Raw genomic sequence first — 15,455 nt, 5'->3', positions numbered from 1 at the left:
GCTACTGCGCCTTGAACCCGTGCGCGTAGAGCCGGCTTACCGGCAGACGGTCTGGGTGTCCGCGCAGGGTCAGATGCAGCTTGCCGGATTCGTCGCGCCGTACCGCCTCGATGGCGTCGGCGCGCACCACGGTGGAGCGGTGGACCTGCCAGAACTCGCTCGGCTCCAGGCGCGGCAGCAGGTCCTTCAGCGGCGTGCGCAAGAGGTGTTCGCCTTGCGCGGTGACCACGCGCACGTACTTGTCGGCGGCCTGCAGGTACAGCACATCAGCCAGCGGCACCATGCGCACCAGGCTGCCGTCGGTGCCGGGCACGCCGACCTGCAGCTGGCGCAGCGGCGCCGGCCTGGGTGCGGGGCCGGGCTGCAGCGTCGCGAAGAGCTGACGCAAGCGGTCGGCGGTGGCCTGCAGATCGTGCTGGTCTGCCGCCATCGGCCGGGCGCTGCTCGGCACGCGCTGCTCGAGCGCCGTGTGCAGCTTCTGCACCGTCTTCCGCAGGCGCGCGGGCTGCACGGGTTTCAGCACGTAGTCGAGCGCCTGGGTCTCGAAGGCCTGCACCGCGTACTGGTCGTAGGCGGTGACGAACACCAGCGCCGGGAACGGCTCGGTGCCCGCGCTGTCCCAGGCGTCGGCCAGTTCGGCGGCGGCGTCCAGCCCGCCCATGCCCGGCATGCGGATGTCGAAGAACAGCACGTCGGGCTTGAGCCGCAGCGCCTGCCCGACCGCACTGGCGCCGTCGCCCACGGTGGCGACGATGACCAGCTCGGGCCAGGCACGCGCGAGCTCGGCCTGCAGCGCGGCCGCCAGCAGCGGCTCGTCCTCGGCGATCAGCGCGGTGGGCATGGCGACATCAGCGCGGCCGCAGCACCATGCGGTCGCTCAGGATCTGCACGTCGAAATGGCGCAGAAAGGACTGGCCCAGCAGCGCGCCGTCGTCTGTGCCGATGTCGATCCCGATGGTGACGGTGGTGTCGTTGTGCACCAGCGGCCCGGCCTTCACCGGGACACCATGCACCAGGCGTGCCGCGCGCGGACCGTTGGCGGTGCTGACGGTGATGCGGCGGCCTTCGGGCAGCTGCGCGGCGCGTGCCAGCGCCGCGCTGATGGCGACGGCGCTGGCGCCGGTGTCGACCAGGAAGCGGACCGGCTGGTGGTTGATCTCGCCGCGCAGGTAGAAGTGGCCGTCGCGCTGGCGCGGGATCACCACCTCGCCGCCTGCTTGCGTGTACGGCTCAAGCGCGGAGCGCTGGCGCTGCTCATACCAGTTGAAGCCCGCGTACAGCGCGCCGGCCAGCAGCAGCCAGAATGCCACCAGCGCCGCGGTGCTGCGGCGCAGGGTGCTGGCGGGGCTGCGGGTCTCGGGTGCCATCGAAGCCGAGTATGCCCGGCTGGTCGATGGCCGCAGGGCGGCGCAGCGTGGCGGCCGCCTCACGACTGCATCAGCTTCCACAGCACAGGTTTCAGCGTGGCGGCCGCCATCAGTCCGCTCATGGCTGCGCCCTCGATGCCGAGCGAGGCCACGTCCTGCCCTGCCAGCAGCAGGCCGGGCACCGGTGTCTTCACGTGCAGGGCCGGATCCAGCAGGCGCCCGGGCGTGGTCGCCAGACCGTACATCGCGCCTTCGGGGGCCAGCGCGTAGGCGGCCTGCGACAGCGGTGTCGACAGCTCGTGGTAGGCGATGCGGTGCGCCAGTGCCGGGAACAGGCGCTTGAACTGGCTCAGCAGCCGATCCTCGATCCAGCCCTTGGTGGCCTCGTAGGCGTCCGGCCGGCGACCGCGGCGCGAATCCTGCCAGGCGGCGAAGATATCCCAGTCGCACAGCGCCAGCACTTCTGCGGTGGGGGCGTGCGCGTGCGCGGGGTCGTTCAGGCCGCTGAACGAGACGTACAGCGCGCCGGCGTCGGTGTCGGTGGGGTTGCGCCAGATCAGCGCCTCCGGATCGGGTGCGCCGTGGATGGCGCGGCCATCGTAGATCCAGTGGTTGGCGCCATCGAAGCCGAGCGCCCGCAGGGCGTCGGCCGCGGCGTCGAAACCCAGGTACAGCGTCATGTAGGAAGTGCTGGGCGGGTACCGCTGGATGCTGTGCTGCCAGTCGGGCAGGGTGCCGTCCGGCAGCGCCTGCAGGGTGTTGAGCGCGCCCATGGCGGAGATGATCTGGTCGGCACGTTGCTCGCCGCCATCGGCCAGCCGCACGCCGACGGCGCGGCCGTCTTCGAGCAGGATGCGTGTCACCCGCGCGCCGGTGCGCAGCTCGCCGCCAGCCGCCCGGACCCGCGCCGCCAGGCTTTCAGCCAGCCGCGCTGGACCGCCGATGGGGTAGCCGGCGCCGCCTTCCGCGTAGCTGCCCATCACCAGTGCGTGCAGCACCAGCGGCGCCTGCGAGGGTGGCAGGCCGTAGTCGCCGCCGCGCGCGCCGAGGAGGGTGCGCAGCGCCGGATCGCGCACCGCGGCCAGCGCCTCGGCCAGCGTCAGCTCGGCGCGGCGGCGCAGCCGTGCGCCCAGCAGCCAGCGCATCAGCGTGGCCGCGGGCCGGGGCACGCCGTGCATGGCCATCATGGTGAGGATGCTGCGGCGCGCCTGTTCGTAGCGACCGGCGTAGGTGTCGATGGCGGTGGCTTCCTGTGGAAACATCGCCTTCAGCCGCGCCCAGTTGTCGCCGTCGGGCGCGCCGTAGGCAAAGCGCGTCTCGCTGCCGTCCGTGTCAATCAGCCGCACCAGGTCGAACTGTCGAGGCAGCGGCTGAAAGCGCAGCGTGCCGTCGCCGATGGTGTTCAGCAGCCGGGCGAAGCGACCGCGTCCGCCGTCCAGCGCCGTCACGCCGGTCAGGTAGTGCAGGCCGGTGCCGAACGAGTAGCCCTGGCGCGTGAAGGTCTGCGTCATGCCGCCCAGGATGTCGTGCTGCTCCAGCACCAGCACGCGCAGGCCGGCATGCGCCAGCGCGGCCGCCGCGCTCAGGCCGCCGATGCCGGAGCCAATGACGACGGTGTCCCAGCTCATGGGGGATCTCCTGGAAAGGGCAGGGTGATGCGCACGGTGGTGCCGGCCCCCGGTTGCGATTGCACATCGACGTGGCCGCGCCCACCGTAGGCCGACAACACGCGTTCGGTGACCTGCGCCAGCCCGAAGTGGCCGTCGCGTGCCGTCGGTTCGCCGGCCTCGAAACCACCGCCGGTGTCGCATACCGTCAGCCGCAGCACGCCGCCTTCGCGCGCCGCGTGCACGTCGATGCGGCCACCGTGCAGCTGCGGCTCCAGCCCGTGCCGGATGGCGTTCTCGACCAGCGGCTGCAGCAGCAGCGGCGGCACCGGCAGCTCACGCAGCGCCTCGGGCAGCTCGAGCCGGTATTGCAGGCGCGGGCCCATGCGGATCGCCATCAGCTCCAGGTAGTCGTGCAGGCGTTCGAACTCGGCCGACAGCGGGTGCGTGCTGGCACGGCTGGCGCTCAGCGTGGCGCGCAGGTAGCCATCGAGCCGGTCCAGCATCTGCTGGGCGGCGGCCGCATCGACGCCGATCAGCGCGCGCAGGTTGGCCAGCGTGTTGAACAGCATGTGCGGCTCGAGTTGGCTTTGCAGCAGTTTCAGCCGCGCCTGGCTGGCGTCGCGTTCGGCGGCGGCGATCGCGGCCTGCAGCGCCGCCTGCCGGCCGCGCACATGGAAATAGAAGCTGGCCACGACACCGGCCGCCATCGTGATCAGCAGGGTCAGCAGCAGGTCGCGCCGCGGGTGGCTGGCCGTCTGGCCGAGCAGCAGTGCTGCCAGCCGGGTGCCGCCGAAGAAACCCACCGCGATGCCGAGCGCCGTCAGCACCACGCCGCGCCAGCCTTTCGGCCAGCCGTCGCGGCTGCTGTCGGCATCACCAGCGCCATCGCCTGCCGGCAGCAGGAAACGCCCGAACTCGATCACCGCCCAGGTGGGCATGCCGATCGCGACCGAGTACACCAGCTGCCTGGCGTAGCCGGTGTCCGGCCAGATCATGGTCGTGAACACCGCGATCACGCAGCAAAATGCCAGCACCTGCAGGGCGCGGCGTAGGGTGTCGTGGGTTGGCATCGTGGTGGGCATGCCGTCGGTTCGGGAGCATATCGTGTCGGGCAGCGCGTCATGGAGGGTGCGCAGCCCAGGCGCTGCCGCCGGCATCAGCGGCGCTGCCTCAGACGCTCGCGCTCGGCCTGCAGTAGGCACTCGTACACGCCGGTGCCACCGGTGCCCAGCCACACCGCCAGGCCGTGGATCGCCAGGCCCAGGCCCCAGCCGGCCAGGGGGTAGAGGTGCCAGTCGCGCCCGCTGCGCCAGGCCAGCCAGGCGAGCCCGGCATTGACGCAGGCGTAGACCAGCGCATGCATCAGCCAACCCAGCTTGGCGCCGGCGCGCTTGCGGGCCAGGCGCTCGAGCTGCTGGTCGTTCATGGCGGGAAGCGGGGTCACTGAGTGCTCCTTCGTGGCAATCGGTCGGAGCGCATTCTCGGCGCGCGGTCGCGGCGGCGCCAGCGGTTGGCGACGAAACGCCATGGCGGCGGCGCGGAATGCAGCCAGCGGGCGCAGCCTGCAGGGCGAGCCCGCGGCTTTCATAATCGCGCCATGTCGTTCGATGAAGTCCAGAGCCAGCGACAAGCGGTCCGCGTACCCGGTGCGCTGCCGCGCCGGCGTCTGCTGCGTGCGCTGGCCTGGGTCGGCGTGGCCGTACCGGCGTTGCGCGTGGCCGCCCAGACCGGGCCGGATCCGCGCGCCGGCACGCTGCTGCACGCGGCGCGCGATGGTGATCTGGACGCGGTGCGGCGCGCACTGGATGCCGGCGTGCCGATCGAGTCGCGCGATGCCGACGACCGCACGCCGCTGCTGCTGGCGACCGATCGCGCGCAGCTGCCGGTGGTGCTGTTGCTGATCGAGCGCGGCGCCGACGTCAACGCCAGGGATCGGCAGCAGGACAGTGCCTTCCTGCTGGCCAGCGCGCGCGGCTACACCGAGATCGTGCGCGCGACGCTGCGGACCGGCGCCGACCTGGCCAGCACCAACCGCTACGGCGGCACGGCGCTGATCCCGGCCTGCCACCACGGTCACCTCGAAACGGTGCGGCTGCTGCTGGCCACCCGGATCAACGTCGACCACGTCAATCGCCTCGGCTGGACCGCGCTGCTGGAGGCCGTGATCCTAGGCGATGGCGGGCCGACGCACCAGCAGATCGTGCGCCTGCTGCTGGGCCGCAAGGCGCAGCCCGACCTCGCCGACAGCAACGGGGTCACGCCGCTGCAGCACGCCGAGCGGCGCGGCTACGACGAGATCGCCCAATTGCTGCGCGCCGCCGGCGCGCGTTGATCCGGCCGCGGCGGTGCCCGCAACGGCGTGGGCGGTGCGATCACCGGCGGATGCCATCGAAGACGCTGCGTGCGCCGCGTGTCCGCGGTGTGCCGCCGCGCGCTTCAGCCGTCGGCGTGGTGGCCCAGCGCGGACGAGATCTGCTGCGCGGTCTGCTGCAGCTTGGGCAGCCAGCCGTCGTCCAGGCGGTCGGCCGGCGAGGAGATCGACAGCCCCGCCACCAGCTTGCCCTGGTCGTCGTAGATGCCGGCGGCCATGCAGCGCACGCCCAGTTCCAGCTCTTCGTTGTCGTAGGCGATGCCCGACTGGCGTGCGTGCACCAGTTCGCGCTCAAGCATCGGCAGCTGCGTGATGCTGTTGCGGGTCTGGCCGGCCAGGCCGGTGCGGGTGGCGTAGGCGCGCACGCGCGGCAGGTCGTCGTTGGCCAGGAACAGCTTGCCGATCGAGGTCAGGTGCAGCGGCGCACGGCCGCCGATGGCGCGCACCACCTGCATGCCGGAGCGCTCGCTGTAGCTGCGCTCGATGTAGACGATCTCGTCGCCCTGGCGCACGCTCAGGTTGACCGGCTGCTGGATCAGCCGGTGCAGCTCGCGCATCGGCTCCAGCGCGGCGTCGCGCACGCTCAGGCGCCCCTTGACCAGATTGCCCAGCTCCAGCAGGCGCATGCCCAGGCGGTAGCTGCCGGCCTCGGGCCGGTCGACGAAGCGGCCCACCGCCAGGTCGTTCAGGATGCGGTGCGTGGTGGACGGGTGCAGGCCGGTCAGCTGGCTGATGTCCTTGAGCGACATCGGCTCGTCGCGCGAGGCCAGCACGTCGATCAGCGCGAACATGCGCTCGATCACCTGGATCGTCGGTGTCTGGTGGGTGTCCCGCAGGGGTTTGCGCATGACTGATGAAGACAGGGCGGGCCGCGCGGTCAGGCGGCGCCGAGCGGGGGTGCATCGGCGGCCTGCCAGCGGCCGCCGATCAGGCGCTCGGAGGGTTTGAAGCGCGCCTTGTAGGCCATCTTGGCGCTGCCCTCGATCCAGTAGCCGAGGTACAGGTAGGGCAGGCCCAGCTTGGCGGCCTGCTCGATCTGCCATAGCACGCTGTAGGTGCCGTAGCTGGCCTGCGGCTCGGGGTCGAAGAAGGTGTAGACCGCCGACAGGCCGTCGTTCAGCAGGTCGACGATCGAGACGATGCGCAGCGTCCCCAGCTGGCCTTCCGGCGCCGGATCGCGGAACTCGATCAGGCGCGAGTTGACATGGCTTTGCAGCAGGAACTGCGTGTACTGGTCGACGCTGTCCTGGTCCATGCCGCCGCCGGTGTGGCGGCCGGTCTGGTAGCGCAGGTAGAGCTGGTAGTGCTCGGGCACGTAGCGCAGCTTGAGCACGCGCGCCACCAGGTCGCCATGGCGCTTGCGGGCGCGCCGCTGGCTGCGGTCGGGCCGGAACTGCCATGTCTGCACGCGCACCGGCACGCAGGCGTTGCAGCCGTCGCAGTACGGCCGGTAGGTGAACATGCCGCTGCGGCGGAAGCCGTTCAGCACCAGGTTCGAATAGGCGTCGCCATCGATCAGGTGGCTTGGCGTGGCGACCTGGGAGCGCGCCTGGCGGCCCGGCAGGTAGCTGCACGGGTACGGCGCCGTGGCATAGAACTGCAGGGTCTGGGGCGGAAGATCCTTGAGGTGCGTCACCGGTCGGTCGGATGGGGAGTCAGGACTTCGTCCCAGTATACGGGCTCGAACTGCCAGCGTGGCGCCGGCTGCGGCACCAGCTCGGCGACCTCGGCGGCGAACGCGTCGCGTGCCATTTCCTGCGCACCCATGAAGGCCAGGTGCGCGGTGACCTGCTGGCAGTCGATCAGCGGCAGTGCGTGGTGCCGGCTGAAGCCGACCAGTGCGGCGAGCGCGATCTTGGAGCCGTCGCTGACCTCGGTGAACATCGATTCGCCGAACACCGCGCGGCCGATCGACACGCAGTACAGGCCGGCGACCAGACGCCCGTCAACCCAGGTCTCGACGCTGTGCGCATGGCCGGCGCGGTGCAGCGCCCGGTAGGCGGCCTGCATCTCGGGGCCGATCCAGGTGCCCGTCTGCCCGCTGCGGCGCACCTGGGCGCAGGCCGCGATGACCTGGTCGAACGCCGAGTCGATGCGGATCTCGCAGGCGCTCGAGGCGCGAAAGCGCTGGATCTGCCGGCGCAGCGAGCGGTGCAGGCGAAAGCGCCTGACGTCGAGCACCATGCGTGGATCGGGGCTCCACCACAGCAGTGGCTCGCCTTCACTGAACCAGGGAAAGATGGTGGCCGAGTAGGCGGCCACCAGCGTCGGCACGTCGAGCACGCCGCCGACCGCGAGCAGACCCGGCGCCGGCGAGCGCTGCGGCCAGGCCTGCGACAGCGGCGGAAACGCGTCGCCCGGTTGCAGCAGTGCCAGCGCCGGTCGGCGGTTCATCCAGGGCCCGTCGATTCAGCGGCGGATGTCGACGTCGTGCACGCCGTAGGCGCCGCGCCGCTGGTCGTCGAAGAAGCGGCGCAGCGTTTCGCGCACCGCCGTGAAGGCCAGTTCCTCCCAGGGCACCTCGGCTTCGGTAAACAGCCGGGCCTCGGCGGTTTCCACGCCGGGGTCGAAGCGCTCGCTGAGCAGGCGCGCGAGAAAGAACACGTGCACCTGGCCGATGCTGGGGATGCTCATGAAACTGAAGAACGGACCCATCTCGATCTGCGCGCCGGCTTCCTCGTCAGTTTCGCGCGCCGCGCCCTCGGACACGGTCTCGCCCATTTCCATGAAACCGGCCGGCAGCGTCCACTTGCCCCAGCGCGGCTCGATCGCGCGCTTGCACAGCAGCACCTTGTCGTCCAGGTAGGGCACCGTGCCCACCACCAGCAGCGGGTTGAGGTAGTGGATGGTGCCGCAGGCCGGGCAGATGGCGCGCTCGCGCGTGTCGCCGTCGTCGGGCACCCGGTGCTCGACGGCGACGCCGCAGTTGCGGCAATGCTTGACGCTTCGGGGGACCATGCAGCGCAGTGTAGCGGCGACGCCGGTGCCCTCACCATGGCTGTGCGCGGGCGTCTGCGGGCAACTGCCGGGCGGACCCGGATACGGGCCCGCGCCGGGCCAGCGCCCCGCGCGTCCAGCGAATGCCGGTAACGCTTTGTACCGGCAGTGGAATTGGTCACGGATCGTCCCGTTCTGACGCCCCCTGACCGCGCCATGCGCCCTCGTCCTACACTGCCACGGACGGGCACGGCTTCCAATTGCTGGGGCTTCAGGCCATGGCGCATGGGTGCGCCGCGGGCCATCGATCCGGATCCGAAGCAGGTTCGGGCATCAGATTCACAGATAGAAAGGACCTTCCATGAAGCGCATCATTTCTCCCACCCGCGGCCTGGTGCTGGCCACGGCCGCCGCCGCCATGATCATGACCGGCTGCGCCAACATGACCGAGACCCAGCGCAACACCGCCATCGGTGCCGGCGTCGGCGCGGCGGCGGGCGGCCTGATCGGCGACGGCAAGGGTGCCGCCATCGGTGCCGGCGTGGGCGCGCTGGGCGGCTATGTCTGGTCCAAGTACATGGACAACAAGCGCACCCAGATGCAGCAGGCCACCGCGGGCACCGGCGTCGAGGTGACGCAGACCCAGGACAACCGGCTCAAGCTGAACATTCCGGAGGGCGTGTCCTTCGATACCGGGCGCTCCGACATCAAGCCCAACCTGCGCCCGATCCTGGATCAGTTCGCGCAGGGCCTGGGCCAGCAGCCCAACACCGAGGTGTTCATCGTCGGCCACACCGATTCGACCGGCACCGACGCCATCAACAACCCGCTGTCGGTGGCGCGCGCCAACAGCGTGCGCGACTACCTGGCCACGCGCGGCGCCGACACGCGCATGATCCGCACCGAGGGCCGCGGTTCGCGTGAGCCGATTGCCAGCAACGCCACGGCGGATGGCCGCGCCGCCAACCGCCGCGTCGAGATCTTCCTGGCCGAGCGCGCGGTGCAGGCCGCGCGCTGATTTCCGTGCGTGATCACTGAGAAAGGGCCCCGACGGGGCCCTTTCTCATGCGATCGCCAGTGGTGGTGACCTGAAATGCTCGACCTGGGGCGCGCCGGCGAAGAACGCGCCGATCAGCCCGCGCCACTCGGTGAACAGCGGCGAGCCGCGAAAACCCTCGGTATGGTCTTCCAGCGTGGCCCACTGCACCTGCAGCACGTAGCGCTCGGGCGACTCGATGCCGTGGTACAGCGTCGCGCCCCGAAAGCCATGGGCGTGCGACAGCACCTCGGCCATGCCCTTCCTGATGGCGATTTCAAATGCGTCCTGCTGACCAGGCAGGATGCGGAAGTCGGCGATTTCCAGAATCATGGTGAACCCTCTCGGCGTGTATTCTTCAGACCATGAAACTCTACAACTACTTCCGTTCCTCGGCCTCGTTCCGGGTTCGTATCGCGCTCGAGCTGAAGGGTCTGGCCTACGAGTACCGCGCCGTCCACCTGGCCAAGGGGGAGCAGAAGCAGCCGGAATTCACCGCGCTGACGGCCGAAGGGCTGGTGCCGCTGCTGGAACTCGACGACGGCCGCCGCCTGACCCAGTCGATGGCGATCATCGAGTACCTGGATGAAACCCATCCGCAGCCTGCGCTGCTGCTGGCCGATGCAGCGGGTCGCGCGCGCGTGCGGGCGCTGGCGCAGATCGTGGCCTGCGAGATCCACCCGCTCAACAACCTGCGGGTGCTCAAGTACCTGGTGCACGAGCTGAAAGTCGGCGACGAGGCCAAGAACGCCTGGTACAGGCACTGGGTGCGCCTGGGCCTGGAGTCCTACGAAGCGCAACTGGCGGCGCAACCCGCCACATACAGCCATGGCGATGCGCCGACGCTGGCCGACTGCTGCCTGGTGCCGCAGATCTTCAACGCCCAGCGCTTCGACTGCGACCTGAGCGGCCTGCCGCGCACCATGGCGGTGTTCGAGGCCTGCATGAAGCTGCCCGCGTTCCAGCGCGCGCAGCCGTCGGCCTGCCCCGATTTCGAGGCCTGATGGGGTTCGTCGAGCACGGCTTTCGGCCTGACTGGCCGGCACCGCCGAACGTGCACGCCTGGTTCACCACGCGTGGCCGCAGCGCCGCCGACGGCGCGTCGTCGGCGCCGTATGAATTCTTCAACCTCGGCGGCCATGTCGGCGACGCGCCGCAGGCGGTTGGCGCCAACCGGGTGCGCCTGCAGGCCGGCATCGGCGCGCGCCCGGTGTTCCTGGACCAGGTGCATGGCGTGCAGGTCGCCGAACTGCAGGCGGCGACACCCGATGGCGTCACCGCCGATGCCGCGCTGAGCACGCGGGCCGGTCTGGCCTGCACCGTGCTGGTGGCCGACTGCCTGCCGGTTCTGCTCGCCGATGCGGCCGGCACCGTGGTGGCTGCCGCGCATGCCGGCTGGCGCGGCCTCGCCGGCGGCGTGCTGGAGCAGACCGTGGCGCGGCTGCGCGAACTGGCGCCGGGCGCCGAATGGCTGGCCTGGCTGGGCCCGTGCATCGGTCCCGACGCCTTCGAGGTCGGACCCGAAGTGCGAGAAGCCTTCGTGCGCCACGACGCCGGTGCGCACGGGTGCTTCCGGCCGCATCACGCGGGCAAGTACCTGGCCGACCTGCCGGCGCTGGCACGACGCCGGCTCGGTGCGCTGGGGCTGCACGAGTTGCATGGCAACGACGGTGGCCCCGACTGGTGCACGGTCGGGCGGGCCGGGCGCTACTACTCGCATCGGCGCGACCACGCCGTGCTCGGCGGCACCGGCCGCATGGCGGCCTGCATCTGGCTGGCCTGAGCGCGCGGCGCGCAGTACCCTGCCGCCTGCATGGCGTAAGCGCGCCGCGGGCGGCAGGCGGCGCTACTCGGCGTATATTGACTGACGTTCTGTGTCAGCGCGATGTCACTTGAATCGCGCATACTGTGACGGTGCATGACGAACTGGCGTTGACCAGCACAATGAAGCAAGGAGATGACGTGACCCCTGAGCAGACTTCGAACCTGTGGCAGCAGATGGTGGCCACCATGCCCAACGCGATCACCATGCCGCTGGAGAAGGGTTTCTCCGAAACTTGGATGAAGGCGTTCCAGCAGTTCCAGAACATGGACATCGGTGCCAGCGGCCTGCAGGCGCCGCCGATTGACACGCCGCCGCTGCGTTTTTCGCCCGAGGCGCTGCTGAGGCTGCAGCAGGACTACGTCAGGGACGCCACCGAGCTGTGGAACCAGAGCCTGCAGGCCAACCCGACGCTGAAGGACCGGCGCTTCCGCGGTTCGGCCTGGGCGCAGAACCCGCTGGCCTCGTTCACCGCCGCCGTGTACCTGCTGAATGCGCGCACCCTGATGGCCATGGCGGAGGCCGCCGAGGGCGATGCCAAGACCAAGAACCGCATACGCTTCGCGGTCGAGCAGTGGATGGCGGCGGCGGCGCCGAGCAACTTCCTCGCCTTCAACGCCGAGGCGCAGAAAAAGGCCATCGACACCCACGGCGCCAGCCTGGCCAAGGGCGTGGCCAACATGCTGCAGGACGCCAAGCAGGGCCACATGTCGATGACCGACGAATCGGTGTTCGAGGTCGGCAAGAACGTGGCCACCACCGAGGGTGCGGTGGTGTTCGAGAACGCTTTTTTCCAGCTCATCGAATACAAGCCGCTGACCGCCAAGGTGCATGAGAAGCCGTTCCTGCTGGTGCCGCCGTGCATCAACAAGTTCTACATCCTCGACCTGCAGCCGGCCAACTCCTTCATCCGCTACGCCGTCAGCCAGGGCCACCGCACCTTCGTCGTCAGCTGGCGCAACCCCGACGCCTCGCTCGAGAAGGCCACTTGGGACGACTACATCGAGCACGCCGCCATCGAGGCCGTCAAGCGTGTGCAGGACATCACCGGCGCCAAGCAGATCAACGCGCTGGGCTTTTGCGTCGGCGGCACCATCCTGACCACCGCGCTGGCGGTGCTGGCGGCGCGCGGCGAGAAGCCGGTCTCGGCGCTGACGCTGCTGACCACGCTGGTCGACTTCACCGACACCGGCATCCTCGACGTCTTCATCGACGAGCAGATGGTGCGCTACCGCGAGATGCAGATGGGCTCCGGCGGCATGCTGAAGGGGCAGGACCTGGCCAGCACCTTCAGCTTCCTGCGCCCGAACGACCTGGTCTGGAACTACGTGGTCGGCAACTACCTCAAGGGCGAGACCCCGCCGCCGTTCGACCTGCTGTACTGGAACAGCGACTCGACCAACCTGCCGGGTCCGTTCTACGCCTGGTACCTGCGCAACACCTACCTCGAGAACAACCTGATTAAACCGGGCAAGCTCACTGTCTGCGGCGAGAAGATCGACCTGCGCAAGCTCGACATCCCGGTCTACATCTACGGCTCGCGCGAGGACCACATCGTGCCGATCGGCGGCGCCTACGCCAGTACCCAGGTGCTGCCGGGCAAGAAGCGCTTCATGATGGGTGCGTCGGGCCACATCGCCGGCGTCATCAACCCGCCGGCTGCAGGCAAGCGCAGCCACTGGGTCGGCGACGACACCGAGTTCCCAGAGAACGTCGACGACTGGATCGCCGGCGCCACCGAGACGCCCGGCAGCTGGTGGGAAGACTGGGCCAGCTGGCTCAAGAGCCATGCCGGCAAGGAAGTCGCTGCGCCGAAGAGCTACGGCAAGGGCGCGCAATACAAGGCCATCGAGCCGGCGCCCGGGCGCTACGTCAAGGCCAAGGCGGGATGAGGTTCGCGACCGGGTGCTCGGCGTGAAATAAAGTAGGGCCCGACGCGGAGCACCGGAACGCTTTCCGCGCGACCTTCAGGATTCGATTCAAACAGGAGCAAGCAAATGGAAGACATCGTCATCGTTTCCGCCGCCCGCACCGCGGTCGGCAAGTTCGGCGGCTCGCTGGCCAAGGTGCCGGCGACCGAATTGGGCAGCATCGCCATCAAGGCTGCGCTGGAGCGCGCCAAGGTCGGTCTCGACCAGGTGGGCGAAGTCATCATGGGCCAGGTGCTGGCTGCTGGCGTGGGCCAGAACCCGGCACGCCAGGCCATGATGAAGGCCGGCATCGCCAAGGAAACGCCGGCCATGACCATCAATGCCGTCTGCGGCTCCGGCCTGAAGGCCGTGATGCTGGCGGCGCAGGCCGTGGCGACCGGCGACAGCGAGATCGTGGTCGCCGGCGGCCAGGAGAACATGAGCGCCAGCCCGCACGTGCTGCAGGGCAGCCGCGACGGCCAGCGCATGGGCGACTGGAAGATGGTCGACTCGATGATCGTCGACGGCCTGTGGGACGTGTACAACCAGTACCACATGGGCATCACGGCCGAGAACGTGGCGGCGCAGGAAGGCATCACGCGCGAGCAGCAGGACGAACTGGCCATTAACAGCCAGAAGAAGGCCGCCGCCGCGCAGGCCGCCGGCAAGTTCAAGGACGAGATCACGCCGGTCAGCATCCCGCAGCGCAAGGGCGATCCGGTCGTCTTCGACAGCGACGAGTACATCAACACCAAGACCACGCTGGACGCGTTGGGCGGCCTGCGCCCGGCCTTCAAGAAGGACGGCAGCGTGACCGCCGGCAACGCCAGCGGCATCAACGACGGTGCCGCCGCCGTGGTCGTCATGTCGGCCAAGAAGGCCGCCGAGTTGGGCCTCAAGCCGCTGGCGCGCATCGCCGGCTACGCCACCGCCGGCCTCGATCCGGCCACCATGGGCCTGGGTCCGGTGCCGGCGACGCAGAAGGCGCTCAAGCGCGCCGGCTGGGCCGTGGGCGACGTCGACCTGTTCGAGCTCAACGAAGCCTTCGCGGCCCAGGCCTGCGCGGTCAACAAGCTGCTGGGCATCGACGCGGCCAAGGTCAACGTCAACGGCGGCGCGATCGCCATCGGCCACCCGATCGGCGCCTCCGGCTGCCGCATCCTGGTCAGCCTGCTGCACGAAATGCAGCGCAGCGGCGCCAAGAAGGGCCTGGCCGCGCTGTGCATCGGCGGCGGCATGGGCGTGGCCATGGCGCTGGAGCGCGTCTGAACGCGCTGATCCGGACGAAGCACATTCCCGTCCGGCCGGCATGCGCGCAAACCCTCGCATGCCGGCCTGCCGAAGCGCAGCGATTTAATGTAGATTCAAGTTCTGTCGCCGCCGAACATGCGTTGACAGCTATCTATTTCATAGTCCAGAGAGGAGACAGCACATGAGTCAGAAAGTAGCGTACGTCACCGGCGGCATGGGTGGCATCGGCACCGCGATCTGCCAGCGCCTGCACCAGGCGGGCTTCAAGGTCATCGCCGGTTGCGGTCCGACCCGCGATTTCCAGAAATGGCTCGATGAGCAGAAGGCGCTGGGCTATACCTTCTACGCCAGCGTCGGCAACGTGAGCGACTGGCAGTCAACCACCGACGCCTTCGCCAAGGCCAAGGCCGAGCACGGCCCGATCGACGTGCTGGTCAACAACGCCGGCATCACGCGCGACCGCATGTTCGTCAAGATGACGCGCGAGGACTGGGACGCGGTGATCGACACCAACCTCAACAGCATGTTCAACGTCACCAAGCAGGTGGTGCCGGACATGGTCGACCGCGGCTGGGGCCGCATCATCCAGATCAGCTCGGTCAACGGCGAGAAGGGCCAGGCCGGGCAGACCAACTATTCGGCTGCCAAGGCCGGCATGCACGGTTTCAGCATGGCGCTGGCGCAGGAACTGGCGACCAAGGGCGTGACGGTGAACACCGTGAGCCCGGGCTACATCGGCACCGACATGGTCAAGGCGATCCGCCCCGATGTGCTGGAGAAGATCGTCGCCACCATCCCGATCAAGCGCCTCGGCACGCCGGAGGAAATCGGCTCCATCGTGACCTGGCTGGCGGGCGATGACTCCGGCTTCACCACCGGGGCCAACTTCTCCTGCAACGGCGGCCTGTACATGAGCTGACCGGCGCTGCACGCTGACCACCACACCCCGCTTCGGCGGGGTTTTTCGTGGCTCGCGGCCAAGCCAGTGCAAGCCGTTGCCGGCCCCACGGGGATCGGCGTGGTTGATTCCCTACCGCCGCGTCATGCACCTGCAGTGTCCGGGCCGGGCTCGGCAATACCTGCAAAGCCTGACGCTGTTCACAGCTTTTCCGTTTCGCCGGCCTTGGGCTGCCAGGTCATCAGGCGCTTCT

17 protein-coding genes are annotated in these 15,455 nt (G+C 69.5%); 7 read left to right on the top strand and 10 right to left on the bottom strand.

Annotation, left to right across the window (positions count from 1 at the left end; translation table 11 throughout):
* Position 1: 1 nt before the first annotated feature.
* The 5 genes from PK606_RS06745 to PK606_RS06725 all read right to left on the bottom strand — a co-directional run bounded on the left by PK606_RS06745 (position 2) and on the right by PK606_RS06725 (position 4,421).
* Complete coding sequence (locus PK606_RS06745) at positions 2-841, bottom strand: LytR/AlgR family response regulator transcription factor (RefSeq protein WP_324562025.1); 840 nt, start codon at positions 839-841, stop codon at positions 2-4.
* Positions 842-848: 7 nt separating this feature from the next.
* Complete coding sequence (locus PK606_RS06740; protein ID WP_324562023.1) at positions 849-1,367, bottom strand: retropepsin-like aspartic protease family protein; 519 nt, start codon at positions 1,365-1,367, stop codon at positions 849-851.
* A 59-nt stretch (positions 1,368-1,426) separates the two neighbouring features.
* Positions 1,427-2,995, bottom strand: coding sequence for a phytoene desaturase family protein (locus PK606_RS06735; RefSeq protein WP_324562021.1), 1,569 nt, complete (start codon positions 2,993-2,995; stop codon positions 1,427-1,429).
* Complete coding sequence (locus PK606_RS06730; protein ID WP_324562019.1) at positions 2,992-4,059, bottom strand: sensor histidine kinase; 1,068 nt, start codon at positions 4,057-4,059, stop codon at positions 2,992-2,994. The genes PK606_RS06735 and PK606_RS06730 overlap by 4 nt, the downstream gene beginning before the upstream one ends.
* Positions 4,060-4,133: 74 nt before the next feature.
* Positions 4,134-4,421 (bottom strand): 2TM domain-containing protein, encoded by a 288-nt coding sequence (locus PK606_RS06725; RefSeq protein ID WP_324562017.1) that lies wholly within the window; start codon positions 4,419-4,421, stop codon positions 4,134-4,136.
* Positions 4,422-4,574: 153 nt separating this feature from the next.
* On the opposite strand from PK606_RS06725, the gene PK606_RS06720 reads away from it, so the two are divergent.
* Positions 4,575-5,309: an ankyrin repeat domain-containing protein gene (locus PK606_RS06720; protein ID WP_324562015.1), complete on the top strand. Its 735-nt coding sequence runs from the start codon at positions 4,575-4,577 to the stop codon at positions 5,307-5,309.
* A 104-nt stretch (positions 5,310-5,413) separates the two neighbouring features.
* On the opposite strand, the gene PK606_RS06715 is transcribed toward PK606_RS06720, so the two are convergent.
* The 4 genes from PK606_RS06715 to PK606_RS06700 are packed head-to-tail and all read right to left on the bottom strand — an operon-like array spanning position 5,414 to position 8,306.
* Positions 5,414-6,196: an IclR family transcriptional regulator gene (locus PK606_RS06715; protein WP_324562014.1), complete on the bottom strand. Its 783-nt coding sequence runs from the start codon at positions 6,194-6,196 to the stop codon at positions 5,414-5,416.
* A 29-nt stretch (positions 6,197-6,225) separates the two neighbouring features.
* Complete coding sequence (locus PK606_RS06710) at positions 6,226-6,984, bottom strand: arginyltransferase (protein WP_324562012.1); 759 nt, start codon at positions 6,982-6,984, stop codon at positions 6,226-6,228.
* Entirely contained in the window at positions 6,981-7,742 is a 762-nt protein-coding gene (gene aat, locus PK606_RS06705; RefSeq protein WP_324562009.1) for a leucyl/phenylalanyl-tRNA--protein transferase, read from the bottom strand. The genes PK606_RS06710 and aat overlap by 4 nt, the downstream gene beginning before the upstream one ends.
* A 15-nt stretch (positions 7,743-7,757) precedes the next feature.
* On the bottom strand, positions 7,758-8,306 hold the full coding sequence (locus PK606_RS06700) for an NUDIX hydrolase (protein ID WP_324562007.1): 549 nt from the start codon (positions 8,304-8,306) through the stop codon (positions 7,758-7,760).
* Positions 8,307-8,646: 340 nt separating this feature from the next.
* Here PK606_RS06700 and PK606_RS06695 point away from each other — a divergent pair, with 340 nt between their 5' ends.
* On the top strand, positions 8,647-9,303 hold the full coding sequence (locus PK606_RS06695) for a YiaD family glycine zipper/OmpA-like lipoprotein (RefSeq protein ID WP_324562004.1): 657 nt from the start codon (positions 8,647-8,649) through the stop codon (positions 9,301-9,303).
* A 45-nt stretch (positions 9,304-9,348) separates the two neighbouring features.
* Here the strand turns inward: PK606_RS06695 and PK606_RS06690 are convergent, their stop codons facing one another.
* Positions 9,349-9,654, bottom strand: a complete 306-nt coding sequence (locus PK606_RS06690; protein WP_324562002.1) for an antibiotic biosynthesis monooxygenase family protein — start codon at positions 9,652-9,654, stop codon at positions 9,349-9,351.
* 32 nt (positions 9,655-9,686) lie between these two features.
* Here PK606_RS06690 and maiA point away from each other — a divergent pair, with 32 nt between their 5' ends.
* From maiA to phbB, 5 genes are all read left to right on the top strand, one after another.
* Positions 9,687-10,325, top strand: a complete 639-nt coding sequence (gene maiA, locus PK606_RS06685; protein ID WP_324562000.1) for a maleylacetoacetate isomerase — start codon at positions 9,687-9,689, stop codon at positions 10,323-10,325.
* Positions 10,325-11,104, top strand: a complete 780-nt coding sequence (pgeF, locus tag PK606_RS06680) for a peptidoglycan editing factor PgeF (RefSeq protein WP_324561998.1) — start codon at positions 10,325-10,327, stop codon at positions 11,102-11,104. The genes maiA and pgeF overlap by 1 nt, the downstream gene beginning before the upstream one ends.
* Before the next feature lie 245 nt (positions 11,105-11,349).
* On the top strand, positions 11,350-13,035 hold the full coding sequence (phaC, locus tag PK606_RS06675) for a class I poly(R)-hydroxyalkanoic acid synthase (protein ID WP_502920794.1): 1,686 nt from the start codon (positions 11,350-11,352) through the stop codon (positions 13,033-13,035).
* 105 nt (positions 13,036-13,140) lie between these two features.
* Positions 13,141-14,322, top strand: coding sequence for an acetyl-CoA C-acetyltransferase (locus PK606_RS06670; RefSeq protein WP_324561996.1), 1,182 nt, complete (start codon positions 13,141-13,143; stop codon positions 14,320-14,322).
* Positions 14,323-14,485: 163 nt separating this feature from the next.
* Positions 14,486-15,223, top strand: coding sequence for an acetoacetyl-CoA reductase (gene phbB / locus PK606_RS06665; RefSeq protein ID WP_324561994.1), 738 nt, complete (start codon positions 14,486-14,488; stop codon positions 15,221-15,223).
* The last annotated feature ends 232 nt before the right edge of the window (positions 15,224-15,455 follow it).

The sequence above is a fragment of the Ottowia sp. genome (genome assembly GCF_035444425.1).
In the GTDB taxonomy this organism is placed as follows: domain Bacteria; phylum Pseudomonadota; class Gammaproteobacteria; order Burkholderiales; family Burkholderiaceae_C; genus Ottowia.
Note: the sequence above shows the minus strand (reverse complement) of the source record. Positions and strands in the feature narration are given on the sequence as shown.

Excerpts from the sequence above, each read along its gene's own strand:
- PK606_RS06735 (WP_324562021.1), bottom strand. The coding sequence starts at position 2,995 with ATGAGCTGGGACACCGTCGTCATTGGCTCCGGCATCGGCGGCCTGAGC.
- PK606_RS06700 (WP_324562007.1), bottom strand. The coding sequence starts at position 8,306 with ATGGTCCCCCGAAGCGTCAAGCATTGCCGCAACTGCGGCGTCGCCGTC.
- phaC (WP_502920794.1), top strand. The coding sequence starts at position 11,350 with ATGCCGCTGGAGAAGGGTTTCTCCGAAACTTGGATGAAGGCGTTCCAG.
- PK606_RS06740 (WP_324562023.1), bottom strand. The coding sequence starts at position 1,367 with ATGGCACCCGAGACCCGCAGCCCCGCCAGCACCCTGCGCCGCAGCACC.
- PK606_RS06745 (WP_324562025.1), bottom strand. The coding sequence starts at position 841 with ATGCCCACCGCGCTGATCGCCGAGGACGAGCCGCTGCTGGCGGCCGCG.
- PK606_RS06670 (WP_324561996.1), top strand. The coding sequence starts at position 13,141 with ATGGAAGACATCGTCATCGTTTCCGCCGCCCGCACCGCGGTCGGCAAG.
- aat (WP_324562009.1), bottom strand. The coding sequence starts at position 7,742 with ATGAACCGCCGACCGGCGCTGGCACTGCTGCAACCGGGCGACGCGTTT.
- phbB (WP_324561994.1), top strand. The coding sequence starts at position 14,486 with ATGAGTCAGAAAGTAGCGTACGTCACCGGCGGCATGGGTGGCATCGGC.
- pgeF (WP_324561998.1), top strand. The coding sequence starts at position 10,325 with ATGGGGTTCGTCGAGCACGGCTTTCGGCCTGACTGGCCGGCACCGCCG.
- maiA (WP_324562000.1), top strand. The coding sequence starts at position 9,687 with ATGAAACTCTACAACTACTTCCGTTCCTCGGCCTCGTTCCGGGTTCGT.
- PK606_RS06720 (WP_324562015.1), top strand. The coding sequence starts at position 4,575 with ATGTCGTTCGATGAAGTCCAGAGCCAGCGACAAGCGGTCCGCGTACCC.
- PK606_RS06695 (WP_324562004.1), top strand. The coding sequence starts at position 8,647 with ATGAAGCGCATCATTTCTCCCACCCGCGGCCTGGTGCTGGCCACGGCC.
- PK606_RS06690 (WP_324562002.1), bottom strand. The coding sequence starts at position 9,654 with ATGATTCTGGAAATCGCCGACTTCCGCATCCTGCCTGGTCAGCAGGAC.
- PK606_RS06715 (WP_324562014.1), bottom strand. The coding sequence starts at position 6,196 with ATGCGCAAACCCCTGCGGGACACCCACCAGACACCGACGATCCAGGTG.
- PK606_RS06730 (WP_324562019.1), bottom strand. The coding sequence starts at position 4,059 with ATGCCCACCACGATGCCAACCCACGACACCCTACGCCGCGCCCTGCAG.